The sequence below is a fragment of the Mesorhizobium sp. M1050 genome (genome assembly GCF_040318715.1).
In the GTDB taxonomy this organism is placed as follows: domain Bacteria; phylum Pseudomonadota; class Alphaproteobacteria; order Rhizobiales; family Rhizobiaceae; genus Mesorhizobium.
On sequence record NZ_JAMYMV010000035.1, the window covers coordinates 30,209 to 46,764 of the forward strand.

The window sequence follows — 16,556 nt, forward strand, 5'->3', positions numbered from 1 at the left end:
TCTTCGAATTATACGTCCAAAAAAATCAGGCCGGCGCTTTGCTGGCGGCAGGCGCGCAGGTGGCGTCGGCGCAGCACTCGTCGGCCAGATAGCCGATCAGTGCGTTCATGCCGGGATAGTTGGCGCGGCAGATCAGCGTCGTCGCCTGCCGCTCCTGCGTGACAAGGCCGGTGTCGACCAGCCGCTTGAGGTGGTGCGACAGCGTCGAGGACGGAATGTCGAGCTTGCCCTGGACACTGCCGACGGCAAGCCCCTCCTCTCCGGCGCGCACCAGGATGCGATAGAGCTGAAGCCGCGTCGGATTGCCGAGCGCCTCTAGCTGGGCGGCTGCTTTTTCGAGTTTCATGGAAATAAGCTACGCGACACTTTTCGCGCCGTCAACAAAATTTCGAAAAATATAGAAATAGTGTCAGACCGTACGCTTGCCCGAGGCATCGATGACCACCTCGCCGTCCTCCTTGGTGAACGCGCCGATCTCCGGGTTGGGCAGGATGTCCAGCACCTTTTCCGACGGCCGCGCCAGGACGACGCCGAGCGGGCTGACCACGATCGGCCGGTTGATCAGGATCGGATGCTCGAGCATGAGATCGAGGATCTGCTCGTCGGTCCATTTCGGGTCGGCAAGGCCGAGTTCGGCATAGGGCGTGTCCTTCTCGCGCAGCAGGTCTCGTGGTGTCATGCCCATCGCCGCGATCAGTTCGACCAGCCTTTCGCGCGACGGCGGCGTCTTCAGATAGTCGATCACCTCCGGCTCCTCGCCCGACTGCCGGATGATGGCCAGCGTGTTGCGCGACGTGCCGCAGGCCCGGTTGTGATAGATGGTGACGGTCATTGCGCGGCCTTCATCTGTTTGATCGGTTTCGGTTCGGCGAGCAGCCAGCCCGCCAGGGTCATCGCCAGCAGCGCCCCCAGCAATTCGGCGGCTATGAAGCCTGGTAGGTCGACCGGACGGATGCCAGAAAAAGTGTCGGAAAAAGCGCGGGCGATAGCGACGGCCGGGTTGGCGAAGGAGGTCGAAGCGGTGAACCAGTAGGCAGCCGTTATGTAGAGCCCGACCAGCCAGGGGATCGCGTCGGAGCGGAAGCGCAGGCCTGCCAGGATGGTGAAGACAAGGCCGAAGGCGGCGACTGCCTCCGCGAGCCATTGCCCGGTTCCGGTCCGCACCGTAGCCGAGGCCTGCAGGATCGGCAGTTCGAACATGGCGTGGGCCAGAAACGTCCCGGCGATGCCGCCCGCGACCTGGGCGATGATATAGGCAAGCGCTGCGTTCGCCTCGATCTCGCGGCGAAGCGCGAATACCAGCGTGACGACGGGATTGAAGTGCGCCCCCGAGATCGGTCCCAGTATCGTGATCAGCACGACGAGGATCGCTCCCGTCGGCAAGGTGTTGCCCAGCAGTGAAACGGCGACGTCGTGGGTCAGCCGGGCGGCCATGATGCCGGAGCCGACCACAGTCGCGACGAGCAGCGCGGTTCCCAAGGCTTCCGCGACGATGCGGCGTGGCAAGTCACCTTCGGCAGGTTGCGGCCGAACTCGTCCACGCGCTTCTGGATCGCTCATCGGTGGTTGCCCCCTAGCAGTCACAGGTCACGGCATTGATGACAGGTCGACAGAGTTCCGGCGCGCCGTTGCAGCAATCTTCCATCAGATAGGCCAGAAGGTCGCGCAAGCCGGTCATGTCGGCGACGTAGCGCACGATCCGGCCGTTGCGTTCGGGACGGATCAGCCCGGCATGGGCGAGCACCTTCAGGTGCGCCGACATGGTGTTCTGGACCGTGTCCAGCCTTGCCGCGATCTCGCCCGCCGGAATGCCTTGCGGCCCGGCGGGCACGAGCAGCCGGAAGACATCCAGCCGCGTCTCCTGGCCAAGTGCGGCCAGCGCGTTCAAAGTGCCTTTCTTATCCATATATCCGAATCCTTGGATTTATGGATTTCCGGATATCGGGTTCGCCGCGATCTGTAAAGCGTGTTTGCACGCCGTCAGGTGACCGCCAGCACCTTTCCTGTATCGTGCTGGCGCACGAAGTCCACGCGGGCACCGTCCCAGTGATAGCTGTAATGTCGGCCCTGCACCGGAATGGTGATGACGTCTGGCCAGAAGATGCCGATGCAGCCGCCGCCCGGCATGCGCACGCTGTTCCACACCAGCCCGTCGCTGCCTGCCGCCCGCAGCGCACGCCCTTCCGCCTGCGAGGCGGAATAGTCGTCGGGGTCGAGCACATCAGGTACCGCGTTGACGTCATCGAGGTCGCGGTCGACGCTGCCGATCAGCACGCGGAAATCCGCCGTCCAGCCTGGATCCTCATGGGTGGCTCGCATGAATTTCTGGTGGTGATGGATGGTCTCGGCCAGCGCCACGTCCTCGCTGTCACCGGCATAGTAGATGCCGTAGCTGCCGTCCGAGAAGCGTCCGGGCCGCAGCGTCGAACAATGCACGAAGGGCGCCATCACGAAGCTGGCGCCGGGCCCGGAAGCCCGTCTTGCGGCGGCCACCTTGCCGAGGTCGCCGATCTCGAACCTTATGCGCGGGTTGGTCTTCGCCTCGACCGAGGCCAGCGCCTCCCAGTCGCGCGGGTCTGCGATGTCCTCGAAAAGGTCTATCGGCGGATGGATGGAGCGGATGATGCGGAAGGTCTGGTGCCAGTCGACGCGGCGACGGACCGCAAGCCCACTCACCATGCACCACGCTCCGCATCGAGCCATTCGCGCATCGCGGCAAGATCGGAAATTTCGCCGCGCAGCATCAGGTCGAGGGCCGACTGGCCGCCGAAAGTGGCATTGGGCTTGCGGATCCAGGCATAGCCGCGTGCCGGCTCCGTGAACAGGTAGCGCAGGCCCTTGTGGATGCCCATCAGGTGCGCCATGCGGGTGCGCAGGTCGCGGTCGATCCTGCCGATGCCGCCCTCCTTCCAGCGTGCCCCAGTCTTCCAACGTGCCCAAGTGCGGGCCGACATGCCGCCGAGCAGGATACAGGCTTCGAGGTCGGTGAGATTCCAGGCCTTGAACAGGTTGACGGTTGTGCGCGCGAGCGCGCCCGCCTCGTCGTCTGATATGACACTTCCCGCTGCGGCCGGTGTGGTGACTATGGACTGAAGCTGCATTTTGCACCTCGCTATTGGCAGATATATAGCATGCATCTGCCAATTGGCAAGACGGCGCTCGCCGGGCCGAGTCTATTCCGCCGCTTCGTACCGAAAAGGCGCAACGGCTCAGGATGGCCCGGCCCGCCCATATCAGCCCGTCCGTCTCTTGCTCATATAGACCGTCACGCCATTCATGAACGGCTCTTCCCGGTCCACGACATAGCCGTGCCTCCTGTAGAGCGACACATTGGCCTCGAAGGCGCCATTGGTCAGCAGGCGAAGCTCGACGCGGCCCGCTTCTATTGCCTGTTGCTCAGCCCGCTCCAGCAACAGTCGGCCGATCCCCCTGCCCTGCGCATCTGGTGCGACGCAGACATTCTCGATCCAGAGATGATCGTCGGCCAGGATGGTTTCGATCATCCCGACGATACGGCCACCCTCGACGGCAAGATCGAACGAATGCTCGGCAACGGTCTTGTCGTAGTCGGTGCGCATCGGCAGCGGCTCGCGGCCGATCACCGGCACCCATTTGGCATAGGCGGCCCGAACGATATCCCTGATCGCGGCGGCGTCCGCCGGCACGGCCGGCCGAAACCGGATGGAAGAGACGATGGTCATGAAAATGCTCCAGAGTATGAAAACCCCGCCGGCCTGCTTGAGGCGGACGGGGCTGGAAACGAACGAACCGGGCTATCGTGCCGGCCTTCGTCGTCGCGCAATCAGCTTGCCGCTCCGCACTGCGCAGGGGCGGCGTCGCTTGGCGTTGATGGGCGCAAAGACGAACATGTCGTCACGCTGGGCATGAAGCGTGGCGCTGTCAAGGCGGTTGCTCAATCGGTAAAGTCTCATGTCATGGATTCGCTGTAGGTCTCGCGGCAACGGCAATTGATCGATGGACAGAATATGACCGGGACGCTGAACAAGGCGGTGCGGATGGTCGCCATCCTGAACCTTGCCTATTTCGGAATCGAGTTTGCCGTAGCCGTTTGGATCGGATCGGTATCGCTGTTCGCGGACAGCATCGATTTTCTGGAGGATGCATCCGTCAACCTCCTGATCATGGTTGCGCTGGGCTGGACTATGCGCAACAGAGCGCGGCTCGGAATGGCGCTGGCGGGAGTACTTCTGATCCCGGCTTTGGCGACGTTATGGACGGCCTGGGAGAAATTCAACATTCCGATTCCGCCAGCGCCCGTTCCGCTAACGCTCACCGCGGTTGGCGCGATCCTCGTCAACCTGTCGTGCGCGCTCTTGCTGGCCCGCTATCGCCATCACAGCGGCAGCCTTACCCATGCAGCATTCCTGTCGGCCCGCAACGACGTCCTGGCGAATGTCGCAATCATTGCCGCCGGCCTGGTCACGGCGTTCGTGTGGAATTCGGCTTGGCCAGATATCATCGTAGGCCTTGCAATCGCCGTCATGAATGCGGATGCGGCCCGCGAGGTCTTCACGGCCGCAAGACGCGAGTTCGCACAAGGCCAAATTTCAAACTGAGATGTTCCCGCCCGATCCGGGCGCAAGCCTCGCGTCCTCGATACGCCGTCGGTCAACACGGATCTCGTTGATGCCGACCTCTTCCAACAGCACAATCCATCTGGATTGAACCTGCCGTCGCTCTATCTTCTTGCTCGAGCGTCACCTCTTCCAAGACGCAAGCGCCGGAGCGTTGCCGTGACCGACACAGAGCTGGCTGACAACTATCGAGGCTACATCGCTTGCCTCAACAATCAGGATTGGCGCAACCTGCATCGGTTCGTCCATGACGAGGTGCACTATAATGGCGACCGGGTCGGGCTGGCGGGTTACCGCAAAAAGCTGGAGCGGGATTTATCCGAGATTCCGGACCTCTATTTCGACATCCAGCTGCTGATTTCGGATACGCCCTTCATAGCCAGCCGGCTCCAATTCAACTGCACGCCGATCGGAGACTTCCTCGGCCTGCCCGTCAACGGCAGGAAGGTCTCCTTCAGCGAGAACGTCTTCTACGAATTTCTCGACGACAGGATCAGGCACGTCTGGTCGGTGATCGACAAGGCGGCCATCGAAGCGCAGCTTTAGTCTGACAATCGTTCGTAAAAATCGATCGTTCTAACGAAAATAATTCGTTGGAAAGATTGGTTCTGGAATGGCATTCCTCCGCGATACCAGCCCGGAGCATTGCATTGTCTTCCTTTACCCACATTGCGAACGATATTCCGAAAAGCCTGATTTCTGCCGATCTTCCCCGGGGACAAAAATCTCTCAAATGGAGCGGCATCGTGCCAGGCATCGTCTTGGTCGCGATGATCACCGGGGTCGCCTTCTCGGCCCGCAATGTCTCAGGTTTCGCTTTGTTCAGCCCGATGATAACCGCCGTCGTCGCCGGCATGATCTATTCCAACGTGCTCGGCACGCCCGCCCACGCCAAGGCCGGCATCGCGTTTTCGCAGCGCCGGCTGCTGCGCTTTGCCATCGTGCTGCTCGGCTTCCAGCTGACGCTTGGCCAGATGGTATCGATTGGCGCCTACGGCGTCAGCATCGTGGCGGCTACGCTCGGCGCCACCTTCGTCTTCACCATCACGCTTGGCCGGCTGATCGGCGTCGACGCCAAGCTGGCGCAGCTGATCGCCGCCGGCACTTCGGTCTGCGGCGCCTCGGCCATCGTCGCCACCAACATCGTCACCGATGCGCGCGACGAGGACGTCGCCTACGCCGTCGCGTCGATCACTTTGTTCGGCACCGTCGCCATGCTCGGCTTCCCGCTCATGGCGCCTATGCTCGGCCTCGACCAGCACGCTTTCGGCCTGTGGGCCGGCGCTTCGATCCATGAGGTGGCGCAAGTCATCGGCGCCGGCTTCCAGAACGGCACCCAGTCAGGTGAGATCGCCACCGTCGCCAAGCTGACCCGCGTCGCCATGCTGGCGCCGATGGTCATCACGCTCGGCCTGATGGCCCGCCGCAAAAGCAGCGGTCAGTCAGCCGCACGGCCGCCCATGCCTTGGTTCGTCGCCGCCTTTGTCGCCGTCGTGGCGCTGAACAGTTTGGTCACCATGCCGGCCGAGATGAAGTCGGCAATAGCGCTCGCCACCACGATCATGCTGACCATGGGGCTGGCCGCCATGGGCCTGCAGGCAGACATTTCGCAGCTGCGCTCGCGCGGCCTGCGCCCGCTGGCGCTCGCCTTCTCGGCCTTCCTGTTCATCGGCTGCTTCAGCCTGATGCTGGTGAAATTCGCCTAGTTCAGACCCGGCCAGGTTCAGACCCGGCCAGGGCATGTTGAGATTCAGGTCAGCCCGGGGCGAGAACGATGGCTTCCGAGAACCGGAGCGCAGCGTACTTAAGTACGTGAGCACCGGAAGCGCAGGAAGCCGCCGTTCGCAGCCCGGCCTCACCTGAATATCAGCATGCCCTAATCCTCGAACGAACTCGCCGCGGCGTAGATCGCCGCCAGCGTCTCTATGCCGGCCTGGTCGGCCTTGTCGAAGCGGGCCGGCAGCGGGCTGTCGAGGTCGAGCACGCCGAAGACGCCCTCATCGTCCTCCAGCAGCACCACCAGTTCCGAACGCGAATCGGCGTCGCAGGCGATGTGGCCTGGGAAATCATGCACGTCCGTGATCAGCATCGAGGTGCCGAGTTCGACCGCCGTTCCGCACACACCCTTGCCGACGGCGATGCGCACGCAAGCCGGCTTGCCCTGGAACGGCCCGAGTACCATTTCCTCGTCCGATTGCAGGAAATAGAACCCAGCCCAGTTGAGATCCGGCACCATCTGGAAGATCAGCGCCGCGGTGTTGGCGGCGTTGGCGATCGAATCGCGCTCGCCGTCGAGCAGCGCCTTAAGCTGGGCTGCAAGGTCGCGATAGAACGCGGCCTTGTCTGAGGTGTCGATGGCTTTGGCCACAAGCATGGCTTGTCTCCGTAGTCAGAATCGCGGTTGCGTTTCCGCAAGCTCTCTGCACCAAACGACCACCGGACGATACTAGCTTGAACTCCAGTCGCAGCGAAAGTCGGAAGAAGATGCCTGTCCGACACTCGGCAGCACGGCACGTCCATCGAACCGTGCTGCCTTGATCAAGAAGGCAAGTCCATCAGCCGGCGGGTTTGTACGCGCCGGCTGCCTTGTTGGCGGCCGCGAGCACTGCCTTCATGTCGAGTTCTTCCAGAACAACCATCTCGGTCAGCGAGCCGCTCGCTCGCACCGCAAGGGACATGCCAATCCCCGCTGACTGGTCCGGCACCTCGCCATTGACGACGACGTCATAGATGCCGCGCGTGAACATCATGCTGGTCATCTTGCCGCCAACGCTTTCAAAAAGCGCCTTGACCGCAGCTTGCCTGTCCGAGCCTTGCATCAATCCTTTGGCGGCATGAGGCGCATAGTTTGCCAAAATAGTCACTTTCATGGGTATTTCCTCCAAATGTCACTGTCTCGTGGCTGCTCCATAATTCGAGCGGCACGGAGTGATTTTTCGGTAACAATCGCAGGCGCCCTTGGACGCGTTGGCGGCCGAGGGCCCGCTGCCTGAGAAATATGCGCCTTAGCTAATGTAATGACAATACCAGACAGGCCGTTAGCAGCCACCGGATTGCGGAAGTGATCTGGCTGGATCTCGGCTCGGCCAATGGCATCGAGCTCGGGCCGGAAAGTGGCGGCGGCGCCGCAGATTCACATCGGGCGTTTGGGTTCGCTCTTTGATGGCGTCGCCGTGTTGAAATCGGATTTCTTGTGCTTGTCGGCGGCAATCCTGCGGATGCGGTCGAAGCGGCTTTCCTCGGTTTTTTCGGTCGTCACGACCGTCTCTGGCTTCCGCACGAACGTGATCATGGATCCGTCTCCTGGGCTAGAGGCCTGCACGCCGGGAGAAAATACCCCCGGCGGTAGTTATCCAGGCTCCATTGAAGAGCCGGGGTGGCTGATTCTGGACAGGTCTGAAAGGTGGCTTTTATGAAATCACCTTTCGCAGGACTGCCGAATCCTTAGTAGCCGCCCATGCCGCCGCCACCGCCGCCCGCAGGTGCGGCATCCTTGGCCGGAATGTCGGTGATCATGGCTTCGGCGGTGATCAGAAGGGCTGCGATCGAGCCGGCATCCTGCAGCGCGGTGCGCACCACTTTCGCCGGGTCGACGATGCCCGCCTTGATCATGTCGACATAGGTCTCGTTCTGGGCGTCGAAGCCCTGATTGTGGTCCTTGCTGTCGATCAGCTTGCCGACGACGATCGAGCCTTCGACGCCGGAATTCTCGGCGATCTGGCGGATCGGCGCTTCCAGAGCCCGAAGCACGATCGAGATGCCCGCGGTGACATCGGCATTGGCGCCATTCAAGCCGGCCAGTGCCGACCTGGCACGCAGCAGTGCCACCCCGCCGCCCGGCACGATGCCTTCTTCAACCGCGGCGCGCGTTGCATTCAGCGCATCGTCGATGCGGTCCTTCTTTTCCTTGACTTCCGACTCGGTTGCGCCGCCGACGCGGATAACGGCAACGCCGCCGGAGAGTTTGGCCAGCCGCTCCTGCAGCTTTTCCTTATCGTAGTCGGAGGTCGTCTCCTCGATCTGGCCCTTGATCTGGGCGACGCGCGCCTGGATGGTTGCCTTGGTGCCGGCGCCGTCGATGATCGTGGTGGTGTCTTTCTCGATCAGCACGCGCTTGGCGCGGCCGAGCATTTCGACCGTGACGTTTTCGAGCTTGATGCCGAGATCCTCGGAGATCATCTGGCCCGATGTCAGCACGGCGATGTCTTCCAGCATCGCCTTGCGGCGGTCGCCGAAACCCGGCGCCTTGACGGCCGCGACCTTCAGGCCACCGCGCAATTTGTTGACGACCAGCGTGGCGAGTGCCTCGCCTTCGACGTCCTCGGAGATGATCAGCAGCGGCCTGCCGCTCTGCACCACCGCTTCGAGGATCGGCAGCATCGCCTGCAGATTGCCGAGCTTCTTCTCGTGGATGAGGATGTAGGGGTCTTCCAGCTCGGCTCGCATCTTGTCGGCATTGGTGACGAAGTAGGGCGAGAGGTAACCGCGGTCGAACTGCATGCCTTCGACGACGTCGAGCTCGGTGTCGGCGGTCTTGGCCTCCTCGACGGTGATGACGCCGTCATTGCCGACCTTGTCCATCGCCTTGGCGATCATCTCGCCGACGCTGGCATCGCCATTGGCGGCGATGGTGCCGACCTGGGCGATTTCGGCCGACGACTTGACCTTCTTGGCGCGGGCCTGGATTTCCTTGACCACGGCGGAAACTGCCTGGTCGATGCCGCGCTTGAGGTCCATCGGGTTCATGCCGGCGGCGACCAGCTTGGCGCCTTCGCGCAGGATCGATGCGGCCAGCACCGTAGCGGTGGTGGTGCCGTCACCAGCCAGATCGTTGGTCTTCGAGGCGACTTCGCGCACCATCTGCGCGCCCATGTTCTCGAACTTGTCGGCAAGCTCGATTTCCTTGGCGACGGTGACGCCGTCCTTGGTGATGCGCGGAGCGCCATAGGCCTTGTCGAGGATGACGTTGCGGCCCTTGGGACCGAGCGTGACCTTCACAGCATTGTTGAGGATCTCGACGCCGCGCAGCATGCGGTCGCGCGCATCGGTGGAGAATTTGATTTCCTTGGCAGACATGATTTTTATCCAGTTCGGTCGAAGAAAATGAGATCAGGCAGCTTTCTTGGCGGTCGCGCTCTTGTCGATGACGCCCGTCTCGCTCTTGTCGATCACGCCAGTCTCGCTCTTGTCGATGACGCCCATGATGTCAGCTTCCTTCATGATCAGAAGGTCCTCGCCATCGATCTTGACCTCGGTGCCCGACCATTTGCCGAACAGGATGAAGTCGCCTGCCTTGACGTCGAGTGGAACAAGCGCGCCGTTTTCGTCACGGGCGCCAGGCCCAACGGCGATGACTTCGCCTTCCGCGGGCTTTTCCTTGGCATTGTCCGGGATGATGATACCGCCCTTGGATTTGATATCGCCTTCGGCGCGACGAATGACGACGCGGTCGTGGAGTGGCCGAAATTTCATGGGAACATTCTTTCTGGGGCCGGCACAGGCGGCCACGCCCCCTTTCTATAGACGCATTGGCACTCGATAGATAGGAGTGCCAAAAATTATTCGCGCCCGAATTAAATATTCAAAAGTATTATTTCGGCGGCCGGTTTCGTGATATCCGCAGATCGTCAAATAATTCAAAAGATTGAATTTTGCCGATCGAGTGCCTATTTGTCGGACGAGTTCACTTTCACGATTTCAGGTACAAGGGAGATTTCTTCGATGGCCGAAGGCAATCAGACGATCATGGAAAAAGCTGAAGCCCGCTTTGTCGACAAGCAGAAGAAGACAGCGGAGAAAAACAAGGCAACCGCCGAATATATGTCCGAAGCGAGGGCCCGGGAGATCAAGACGGCAAGGCTCAGGGAACTGCGGCTGGCCAAGGAAGAGGCTGACCGCGTCGCCGAGGCTCTCAATCCTACGCCGAAGAAGAAGCGGGTGACCAAGAAAGCCACGGAGGCCAAGACATGAGTCTCACCTTCCCCAACCGTAGCCGCAGCTATGACGAGGCCGGCCAGCGCATCCGTTTCGTCGGCTATGATGGCATGTTCCAGATCTCCTTTTCGGTCGCCGCCGACGCGATGGCGAAGATGCAGCCAGCAGCCGCAGCCAATGAGGCCGGTTACCTCGCCACATTCGACACCGAGGGCAGCGCCATCCGCGAAGTGGCGTCGAGGGCTTACGACCGCACCCACAGGAGCATGTATGTGCTGACGGCAGCCGATTTCGGCTGAGGACCGAATGGCGGCGACGGCGATCAGGGCCTGCGCCCTGCCCTCCGCGCGTCCTAACGCCGGGTCCGTGGCGCTCGCGGCTCCACACCGCAGTCTTGGGTATCGATGGTCACGCAACGCAGGGTCATGATCGTCGAGGCCAAGACGCTTCCAAGTGAAAGCGATGCTGGCCTCTGAAGTTCCGCCCACCTTTCGTCACGAAAGGTGGGTTAGGTAGCCTCGAGTTCCATTACCTTCACTGCCGCTTTGGCGAGAAATCCAGAACGGGTGTAACCATGAGCCTCGGCGAAGGCATCTATTCGCTGAAGAACGTCATCTGGTAGAGTGACGTTTACCCGCACCGCCTTTTTTGCTTCGGTTTTCAGGCCAACTAGAATGGCGACACCATCGCGGTTGACAGACGACGCCATAACCTCGGTTAGAGACGAGGGTTCTGGAATAGCCTCCCCATCTTCGACAAGCCCTTCCACATGAAAGGCAAGGGCCTCTTCGGCCATAACTCGCGCGTCATCCAAGTCCTTACCTGCCGTAATCAAGCCAGGAAAATCAGGAAAAGACACGCCGAAGTCGCTTTCGCCATCCTTATGGATAAGTCCAATATACTGCTTCATGTCTCTCACCTCAGTCTCAATCCGGACTGCTTTTCGATACTGCGCAGGGTGCCGATGGGTATGTCTCGCTTGGGGCGCGGAACCGTGACCCGTCCCGGTTTGTCGTTATGCTTGAACTGAGCATGACTGCCTTTTCGAGCAACTTCGAACCATCCATCGCCAACCAATCTTGCAATCACATCGGCGCCCTTCATGTGTGTATGAATACACACTTATCCTCGCGATATCAATGAAAACTGGTCCAGGCGAATCAGCCTATATGACCGCGGCGGTCGCTTGGCGAACATCGTCGCTGTCGCCGCTGTTGTCGAAAGCAGTGCCGGTTCCATCGTGGTTCGATTCCCTGGATCATCTGGCTCGCGCTCAACGGCAACTCAGGCGATGAGGTCGCGGACTCAATGGTGCGGCCCGACGGCAGCCGGTTTCGGCGGATCAGCCGAGATCCATCTCCTCGACCATCGGGGCGAAATCCAAACCTGAAGTCATTACCTGTCCAGACCATTTTTCCGCTTGAACGACCATCAGATCTGGCTTAGCCTTAGTTTGAGAAAAGGTTTTTCCAAACATTTCCGATCGGGCTTGGCCACGTGCCGGTTCTTTTCCGGGCTGTAAGAGAAAACCTTTTCCCAGCTAAGGATTCTCGGCGCGATGCCATCGGACGATCTGCCTGTTCCGGTCTTTTCCAAGCCAGTCACCTTGCGTGACGTGGCCGCGCAGGCCGGTGTCAGCGTCGCTACCGCCTCGAAGGCGCTCAACAACCAGGGGCGAATGACCGGCGAAACGCGCGAACGCATCCGCGAGACGGCGCGGCGCCTCGGCTTCCGGCCCAACAGCCTGGCGCAGAGCCTGCTCCGGCGGCGCAGCTTCACTGTCGGCCTGCTCACCAATGATACCTATGGCCGCTTCTCGCTGCCGCTGATGTCGGGCATCTCGGACGCGCTGGTCGACAATGGCGTGTCGGTGTTCCTGTGCAATGTCGAGGAGGATCCGCGGCTGGGTCAGATGCATGTCGATGCCATGCTCGACAAGCGCGTCGACGGCATCATCGCCACCGGCAAGCGCATCGACCGCCATCTGCCCGTCGACCTCAGCAATCTGCGCGTCCCGGTGATCTATGCCTTCACGCAGCCCGATCCCGACGCCATCGCCTTCGTTTCGGACGATTCCGACGGCGCCCGGCTGGCGGTCGAGCACCTTTGCCGGCTGGGCTGGAAGCGCATCGCCCATGTCACCGGCCCAGCGAGCTTTGCCGTGGTGCACGCCCGCGCCCAGGCTTACCGCGACGTGCTGATCGAAAACGGCCTGCCGGTCACCGAGCCGCTGCTCGGCTCCTGGTCGGAAGCCTGGGGCCACGCGGCGGTGGCGCAGCTATTCGACGGCAAGAGCGAGAGGCCGGACGCCGTCTTCTGCGGCAACGACCAGATCGCGCGCGGCGTTATCGATGCCTTGCGCGAGCGCGGCCTGAACGTTCCGCGCGATGTCGGCGTCATCGGTTTCGACAATTGGGAGATCGTGGCCGAGGCAACGCGCCCGCCGCTGACCTCCATCGACATGAACCTGGTCGCACTCGGGCGCGAGGCCGGGCTGACCCTGCTTTCGCTGGTCGGCGGCAAGCCCGCCGCGCCGGGCATTCGAAAACTGCCGTGCCGGCTGGTGGTGCGGCAGTCATGCGGCCATCCGCTGGATGGCTGAAAACCAAGCGCCGCGCAATCGGCGCCAAGCCGCGGAGCGCGGTCAAACCTGGAGGAGGAGAACTTGAGGAACCTGATTGCCAAACTGGCCCTGGCCGCTGCCGTTCTGGGTAGCGGTCTCGGTACTGCCGCCGCCGAGACGGCCAACATCTGGGTACGCGCCGACGGCTCGAATTTCATGCCGAGGATCGTCGACGCCTACAACAAGGCGCACACCAACCAGGTCAAGCTGGACATCATCCCCAATGCCGAGATCATCCCGAAATATGGCGCTGCGGCCGCCGGCGGCACTGCTCCGGACGCGCTGTCGCTCGACCTGATCTACACGCCATCCTTCGCCGCTGCCGGCCAGTTGGAGGACATCACCGACTGGGCCAAGTCCCTGCCCTATTTCGCCAGCCTGTCGCCGGCGCATGTGAAGACCGGCACCTACAAGGACCACATTTACGGCCTGCCGTTCTCCGCCGACGCTTCGGTGCTGATCTGGAACAAGAAGCTGTTCAAGCAGGCCGGCCTCGACCCTGAGAAGGGACCGACCAACTGGGCCGAGATCGCGGCCGACGCCGAGAAGGTCAACGCTCTCGGCGGCAACATCAAGGGCTTTTACTTCTCGGGCAATTGCGGCGGCTGCAATATCTTCACCTTCACGCCGCTGATCTGGGCGTCTGGCGGCGACATCCTCTCGGAGGACGGGTCCAAGGCGACGCTGGATAGCCCGCAATTGCGCGGCGCCATCGATCTCTACCGCTCGATGGTCAAGAAGGACCTGGTGCCGGCAGGCGCGCAGACCGACACCGGCGCCAACTTCTTCGCCGCCTTCGCCGCCGGCAATATCGGTATCTCACCCTCCGGCGCCTTCGCCATCGGCGCGCTCAACACCCAGTATCCCGATATCGACTACGGCGTCACCTTCCTGCCGGGCAAGGATAGCGGCTGGTCGTCCTTTGCCGGCGGCGACAATTTCGTCGTCACCAAGGGCACCACGAAACTGCCCGTGGTGAAGGAATTCCTCGATTTCGCCTATTCGCTCGAGGGCCAGACCATCCTCGCCAAATACGGCAGCCTGCCGGTGCGCGGCGACATCGCCAAGGAAGCGCTGAAGGATCTCGATCCGCGCTACCAGATCGCCGCCGAGGCCATGGCCAAGGGCCGCACGCCCTATTCGGTGGTGTTCAACGACCTGATCAACTCCGCCAACGGGCCGTGGACGCAGATGATCAACGAGGTCTTCTTCGGCGACGACGTCGACGGCGCGATCGCCAATGCGCAGGAGACGATGCAGTCGATCATCGACCAGGCGCCGCAGAAATAGCGGCGTCTGCCGGCCGCCCGCTCGTCTCCCTGGGCGGGTGGCCGCCCCAGCTCCCCCTTGAGGGGAGGATGACATCGCATCCGTCAATGCAGGCTATTCGACATGGAAGCTTTGAGACATCCGCTCGGCCTATCCAGCTTGGGTTCCTCACCCCCACGTGAGTGGGGGAGAGGTGGCTCGGCGAAGCCGAGACGGAGAGGGGGACTGCGCCCTACGAAGGCCCCCTCTCCAGCCGCTTCGCGGCCACCTCTCCCCCGCCTCTGGCGGGGGCGAGGAACCCAAGCTGGAATTCCCTCCTCACAAGGGGAACGGAAAGCAAGAGCAGAGCAGCCATGACCTCCATCGCAACCATCACCGCGCCGCCCCGCGCCCGAAGACTCGTCGGCGCCGGACGGCAATGGATCGGCCTGCTCTATGTAGCGCCGGCCATCGCGCTGGTCGTCGTCTTCTTTCTCATCCCGCTCGGCATGACGGCATGGATGTCGCTGCACAACTGGCCCTTGATGGGCGAGCACAGCTATGTCGGCCTCGGCAACTATGTCGCTATCCTGCGCGACACAAGGTTCTGGAACGCGCTGCGCTTCACCGCCTACTACACCGTGATCGTCACCATCGCGATCTTCGTGGTGGCGTTCCCGCTGGCGCTGTTCGTCGAACGCCCACGGCCCCTGACCAATCTCTACCGGACCATGTTCTTCATGCCGGCGGTGGTCGGTTTCGCCTCGGCCAGCCTGCTCTGGTCATGGCTCTTGAATGTCGATTCCGGCCTGTTCAGCCCGGCCGCCTACGATCTCGGCCTGATCGACAAGAAATTCAACCTGCTGGCCACCTTCCAGCCGGCCTTCTGGTCGATCATCGCCATGGTCGTCTGGAAGGTCGCCGGCTTCACCATGATCATCCTGATGGCCGGCCTGCAGTCGATCCCGCAGGACCTGCAGGAGGCCGCAGTCATTGACGGCGCCGGGCCGTTCGCCAGGTTCCGCGCGATCACCCTGCCGCTGATGCGCCGCACACTGGCGCTCGCGCTGATCCTGTCGGTCGCCGGCTCGATCCTCGCTTTCGACCAGTTCTACATCATCCTGCGTGGCGGTCCGCGCAACCAGACGCTGACGGCCGTCTACTGGATCTTCAACCAGTCTTTCGTCTCGTTCAAGCTCGGTTACGGGGCCGCGCTCTCGATGGTCCTGCTCGTCGTCCTGGTGGCGCTCAGCCTCGTCCAGCTGTGGCTGCTGCGCAAGCCGGAGGGGCTCGACTGATGGCGCAGGCCGCTTCCCCCAACCGCCGGCTCCTCGCTAGCATCGGCGAGCATTCGACCGGCATCATCGCCTCGGTGCTGTTTGCGGCGCCGATCGTGTGGGCGGTGCTGTCGGCGTTCAAGCCAGCGGCCGAGGCACGCCTGCCGCCGCTGCCGCCCTGGCCGACATCAGGCTTTTCGCTGGAGAACTATGCCACGCTCAACAGCTTCGGCGACGGGCTCTGGGTCTCGGCGCAAAACAGCATCTACGTCTCGGTGATGACCGTGCTGCTATCTGTCGCCGTCAGCGTGCTGGCCGGCTACGGCTTTTCGCGGTTCCGGTTTCCGTTCAAGGACCTGTTCTTCATCCTCATCCTGTCGACGATCATGATCCCGTTCCAGTCGATCCTGACGCCCATCTTCCTGGTGCTGACCAAGCTTGGCCTGCACAACACGCTGACCGGCCTGGTCGGCGTCTATGTGACGCTGCAGCTGCCGTTCTCGATCTTCATGATGCGCAATGCATTCGACGCGGTGCCGCGCGAGATCGAGGAAGCCGCCCGCATGGACGGTGCCGGCAATCTCACCATGCTGTTGAAGGTGATGCTGCCGCTGGTCTGGCCGGGCGTCGTCACCATCGCGCTGTTTGCCTTCCTCGGCGCCTGGAACGAGTTCCTCGCAGCCCTCGTGCTGATGACCGACCAGTCCAAGTTCACGCTGCCGGTGATGATGACCGCACTGCAGTCGGGCCGCTTCGGCGCCATCGACTGGGGTGCGGTGCAGGCGGGCGTCACAGTCATGATGGTGCCTTGCCTCATCCTGTTCCTGGTCCTGCAGCGCTTCTACATCCGCGGCCTGATGGCCGGGGCCATCAAATAGA

The 16,556-nt window shown here is 62.1% G+C and carries 23 protein-coding genes; 9 read left to right on the top strand and 14 right to left on the bottom strand.

Features of this window, described 5'->3' with window-relative positions; genetic code table 11:
• Positions 1 to 25: 25 nt before the first annotated feature.
• The 7 genes from NKH57_RS19355 to NKH57_RS19385 form a co-directional block, all read right to left on the bottom strand.
• Entirely contained in the window at positions 26 to 346 is a 321-nt protein-coding gene (locus NKH57_RS19355; RefSeq protein WP_352833690.1) for an ArsR/SmtB family transcription factor, read from the bottom strand.
• A gap of 63 nt (positions 347 to 409) precedes the next feature.
• A complete protein-coding gene (arsC, locus tag NKH57_RS19360) occupies positions 410 to 832 on the bottom strand; it encodes an arsenate reductase (glutaredoxin) (RefSeq protein ID WP_352946278.1) in 423 nt (140 codons plus the stop codon).
• The gene (locus NKH57_RS19365; RefSeq protein ID WP_050589544.1) at positions 829 to 1,560 is read right to left on the bottom strand and encodes an aquaporin; all 732 of its coding nucleotides are present in this window, start codon (positions 1,558 to 1,560) and stop codon (positions 829 to 831) included. The genes arsC and NKH57_RS19365 overlap by 4 nt, the downstream gene beginning before the upstream one ends.
• A gap of 13 nt (positions 1,561 to 1,573) precedes the next feature.
• Complete coding sequence (locus NKH57_RS19370) at positions 1,574 to 1,906, bottom strand: ArsR/SmtB family transcription factor (RefSeq protein ID WP_023760028.1); 333 nt, start codon at positions 1,904 to 1,906, stop codon at positions 1,574 to 1,576.
• A 74-nt stretch (positions 1,907 to 1,980) separates the two neighbouring features.
• Positions 1,981 to 2,679, bottom strand: a complete 699-nt coding sequence (locus NKH57_RS19375) for an RES family NAD+ phosphorylase (RefSeq protein WP_352946281.1) — start codon at positions 2,677 to 2,679, stop codon at positions 1,981 to 1,983.
• Positions 2,673 to 3,101 (bottom strand): antitoxin Xre/MbcA/ParS toxin-binding domain-containing protein, encoded by a 429-nt coding sequence (locus NKH57_RS19380; protein ID WP_352608574.1) that lies wholly within the window; start codon positions 3,099 to 3,101, stop codon positions 2,673 to 2,675. The genes NKH57_RS19375 and NKH57_RS19380 overlap by 7 nt, the downstream gene beginning before the upstream one ends.
• Positions 3,102 to 3,233: 132 nt before the next feature.
• Positions 3,234 to 3,701 (bottom strand): GNAT family N-acetyltransferase, encoded by a 468-nt coding sequence (locus NKH57_RS19385; RefSeq protein WP_352946283.1) that lies wholly within the window; start codon positions 3,699 to 3,701, stop codon positions 3,234 to 3,236.
• A 285-nt stretch (positions 3,702 to 3,986) separates the two neighbouring features.
• Here NKH57_RS19385 and NKH57_RS19390 point away from each other — a divergent pair, with 285 nt between their 5' ends.
• The 3 genes from NKH57_RS19390 (at position 3,987) to NKH57_RS19400 (ending at position 6,301) form a co-directional block, all read left to right on the top strand.
• On the top strand, positions 3,987 to 4,577 hold the full coding sequence (locus tag NKH57_RS19390) for a cation efflux transmembrane domain-containing protein (protein ID WP_352730977.1): 591 nt from the start codon (positions 3,987 to 3,989) through the stop codon (positions 4,575 to 4,577).
• A 177-nt stretch (positions 4,578 to 4,754) separates the two neighbouring features.
• Entirely contained in the window at positions 4,755 to 5,141 is a 387-nt protein-coding gene (locus NKH57_RS19395; protein ID WP_352608577.1) for an ester cyclase, read from the top strand.
• 104 nt (positions 5,142 to 5,245) lie between these two features.
• Positions 5,246 to 6,301 (top strand): YeiH family protein, encoded by a 1,056-nt coding sequence (locus NKH57_RS19400; RefSeq protein WP_352833708.1) that lies wholly within the window; start codon positions 5,246 to 5,248, stop codon positions 6,299 to 6,301.
• Between the two features lie 170 nt (positions 6,302 to 6,471).
• On the opposite strand, the gene msrC is transcribed toward NKH57_RS19400, so the two are convergent.
• The 5 genes from msrC to NKH57_RS19425 all read right to left on the bottom strand — a co-directional run bounded on the left by msrC (position 6,472) and on the right by NKH57_RS19425 (position 10,067).
• Positions 6,472 to 6,969, bottom strand: coding sequence for a free L-methionine (R)-S-oxide reductase MsrC (gene msrC / locus NKH57_RS19405; RefSeq protein ID WP_352946286.1), 498 nt, complete (start codon positions 6,967 to 6,969; stop codon positions 6,472 to 6,474).
• Positions 6,970 to 7,150: 181 nt separating this feature from the next.
• Complete coding sequence (locus tag NKH57_RS19410) at positions 7,151 to 7,465, bottom strand: GYD domain-containing protein (protein WP_352730973.1); 315 nt, start codon at positions 7,463 to 7,465, stop codon at positions 7,151 to 7,153.
• A gap of 263 nt (positions 7,466 to 7,728) precedes the next feature.
• Positions 7,729 to 7,887 carry a hypothetical protein gene (locus tag NKH57_RS19415; RefSeq protein ID WP_352833713.1) on the bottom strand — a complete coding sequence of 53 codons (159 nt, stop codon included), beginning with the start codon at positions 7,885 to 7,887 and terminating at the stop codon, positions 7,729 to 7,731.
• 152 nt (positions 7,888 to 8,039) lie between these two features.
• Positions 8,040 to 9,671 carry a chaperonin GroEL gene (groL, locus tag NKH57_RS19420; protein ID WP_352833716.1) on the bottom strand — a complete coding sequence of 544 codons (1,632 nt, stop codon included), beginning with the start codon at positions 9,669 to 9,671 and terminating at the stop codon, positions 8,040 to 8,042.
• Positions 9,672 to 9,704: 33 nt separating this feature from the next.
• A complete protein-coding gene (locus tag NKH57_RS19425) occupies positions 9,705 to 10,067 on the bottom strand; it encodes a co-chaperone GroES (RefSeq protein WP_352946289.1) in 363 nt (120 codons plus the stop codon).
• Between the two features lie 249 nt (positions 10,068 to 10,316).
• Here NKH57_RS19425 and NKH57_RS19430 point away from each other — a divergent pair, with 249 nt between their 5' ends.
• Positions 10,317 to 10,565: a hypothetical protein gene (locus NKH57_RS19430; protein WP_023760015.1), complete on the top strand. Its 249-nt coding sequence runs from the start codon at positions 10,317 to 10,319 to the stop codon at positions 10,563 to 10,565.
• Positions 10,562 to 10,828 (top strand): DUF1488 family protein, encoded by a 267-nt coding sequence (locus NKH57_RS19435; RefSeq protein WP_023760014.1) that lies wholly within the window; start codon positions 10,562 to 10,564, stop codon positions 10,826 to 10,828. The genes NKH57_RS19430 and NKH57_RS19435 overlap by 4 nt, the downstream gene beginning before the upstream one ends.
• Before the next feature lie 209 nt (positions 10,829 to 11,037).
• On the opposite strand, the gene NKH57_RS19440 is transcribed toward NKH57_RS19435, so the two are convergent.
• On the bottom strand, positions 11,038 to 11,439 hold the full coding sequence (locus tag NKH57_RS19440; RefSeq protein ID WP_352833720.1) for a type II toxin-antitoxin system HicB family antitoxin: 402 nt from the start codon (positions 11,437 to 11,439) through the stop codon (positions 11,038 to 11,040).
• Between the two features lie 5 nt (positions 11,440 to 11,444).
• The gene (locus NKH57_RS19445; protein ID WP_352833723.1) at positions 11,445 to 11,633 is read right to left on the bottom strand and encodes a type II toxin-antitoxin system HicA family toxin; all 189 of its coding nucleotides are present in this window, start codon (positions 11,631 to 11,633) and stop codon (positions 11,445 to 11,447) included.
• 454 nt (positions 11,634 to 12,087) lie between these two features.
• Between NKH57_RS19445 and NKH57_RS19450 the strand changes: the two genes are divergently transcribed.
• The 4 genes from NKH57_RS19450 (at position 12,088) to NKH57_RS19465 (ending at position 16,555) form a co-directional block, all read left to right on the top strand.
• Positions 12,088 to 13,131, top strand: coding sequence for a LacI family DNA-binding transcriptional regulator (locus NKH57_RS19450; protein WP_023760012.1), 1,044 nt, complete (start codon positions 12,088 to 12,090; stop codon positions 13,129 to 13,131).
• Between the two features lie 63 nt (positions 13,132 to 13,194).
• A complete protein-coding gene (locus tag NKH57_RS19455) occupies positions 13,195 to 14,442 on the top strand; it encodes an ABC transporter substrate-binding protein (protein ID WP_023760011.1) in 1,248 nt (415 codons plus the stop codon).
• A gap of 332 nt (positions 14,443 to 14,774) precedes the next feature.
• Entirely contained in the window at positions 14,775 to 15,698 is a 924-nt protein-coding gene (locus NKH57_RS19460; RefSeq protein WP_352606373.1) for a carbohydrate ABC transporter permease, read from the top strand.
• Positions 15,698 to 16,555 carry a carbohydrate ABC transporter permease gene (locus tag NKH57_RS19465; RefSeq protein ID WP_023760009.1) on the top strand — a complete coding sequence of 286 codons (858 nt, stop codon included), beginning with the start codon at positions 15,698 to 15,700 and terminating at the stop codon, positions 16,553 to 16,555. The genes NKH57_RS19460 and NKH57_RS19465 overlap by 1 nt, the downstream gene beginning before the upstream one ends.
• Position 16,556 lies beyond the last annotated feature (1 nt).

Excerpts from the sequence above, each read along its gene's own strand:
- NKH57_RS19355 (WP_352833690.1), bottom strand. The coding sequence starts at position 346 with ATGAAACTCGAAAAAGCAGCCGCCCAGCTAGAGGCGCTCGGCAATCCG.
- arsC (WP_352946278.1), bottom strand. The coding sequence starts at position 832 with ATGACCGTCACCATCTATCACAACCGGGCCTGCGGCACGTCGCGCAAC.
- NKH57_RS19365 (WP_050589544.1), bottom strand. The coding sequence starts at position 1,560 with ATGAGCGATCCAGAAGCGCGTGGACGAGTTCGGCCGCAACCTGCCGAA.
- NKH57_RS19370 (WP_023760028.1), bottom strand. The coding sequence starts at position 1,906 with ATGGATAAGAAAGGCACTTTGAACGCGCTGGCCGCACTTGGCCAGGAG.
- NKH57_RS19375 (WP_352946281.1), bottom strand. The coding sequence starts at position 2,679 with ATGGTGAGTGGGCTTGCGGTCCGTCGCCGCGTCGACTGGCACCAGACC.
- NKH57_RS19380 (WP_352608574.1), bottom strand. The coding sequence starts at position 3,101 with ATGCAGCTTCAGTCCATAGTCACCACACCGGCCGCAGCGGGAAGTGTC.
- NKH57_RS19385 (WP_352946283.1), bottom strand. The coding sequence starts at position 3,701 with ATGACCATCGTCTCTTCCATCCGGTTTCGGCCGGCCGTGCCGGCGGAC.
- NKH57_RS19390 (WP_352730977.1), top strand. The coding sequence starts at position 3,987 with ATGACCGGGACGCTGAACAAGGCGGTGCGGATGGTCGCCATCCTGAAC.
- msrC (WP_352946286.1), bottom strand. The coding sequence starts at position 6,969 with ATGCTTGTGGCCAAAGCCATCGACACCTCAGACAAGGCCGCGTTCTAT.
- NKH57_RS19410 (WP_352730973.1), bottom strand. The coding sequence starts at position 7,465 with ATGAAAGTGACTATTTTGGCAAACTATGCGCCTCATGCCGCCAAAGGA.
- NKH57_RS19415 (WP_352833713.1), bottom strand. The coding sequence starts at position 7,887 with ATGATCACGTTCGTGCGGAAGCCAGAGACGGTCGTGACGACCGAAAAA.
- groL (WP_352833716.1), bottom strand. The coding sequence starts at position 9,671 with ATGTCTGCCAAGGAAATCAAATTCTCCACCGATGCGCGCGACCGCATG.
- NKH57_RS19425 (WP_352946289.1), bottom strand. The coding sequence starts at position 10,067 with ATGAAATTTCGGCCACTCCACGACCGCGTCGTCATTCGTCGCGCCGAA.
- NKH57_RS19430 (WP_023760015.1), top strand. The coding sequence starts at position 10,317 with ATGGCCGAAGGCAATCAGACGATCATGGAAAAAGCTGAAGCCCGCTTT.
- NKH57_RS19435 (WP_023760014.1), top strand. The coding sequence starts at position 10,562 with ATGAGTCTCACCTTCCCCAACCGTAGCCGCAGCTATGACGAGGCCGGC.
- NKH57_RS19440 (WP_352833720.1), bottom strand. The coding sequence starts at position 11,439 with ATGAAGCAGTATATTGGACTTATCCATAAGGATGGCGAAAGCGACTTC.
- NKH57_RS19445 (WP_352833723.1), bottom strand. The coding sequence starts at position 11,633 with ATGAAGGGCGCCGATGTGATTGCAAGATTGGTTGGCGATGGATGGTTC.
- NKH57_RS19450 (WP_023760012.1), top strand. The coding sequence starts at position 12,088 with ATGCCATCGGACGATCTGCCTGTTCCGGTCTTTTCCAAGCCAGTCACC.
- NKH57_RS19460 (WP_352606373.1), top strand. The coding sequence starts at position 14,775 with ATGACCTCCATCGCAACCATCACCGCGCCGCCCCGCGCCCGAAGACTC.
- NKH57_RS19465 (WP_023760009.1), top strand. The coding sequence starts at position 15,698 with ATGGCGCAGGCCGCTTCCCCCAACCGCCGGCTCCTCGCTAGCATCGGC.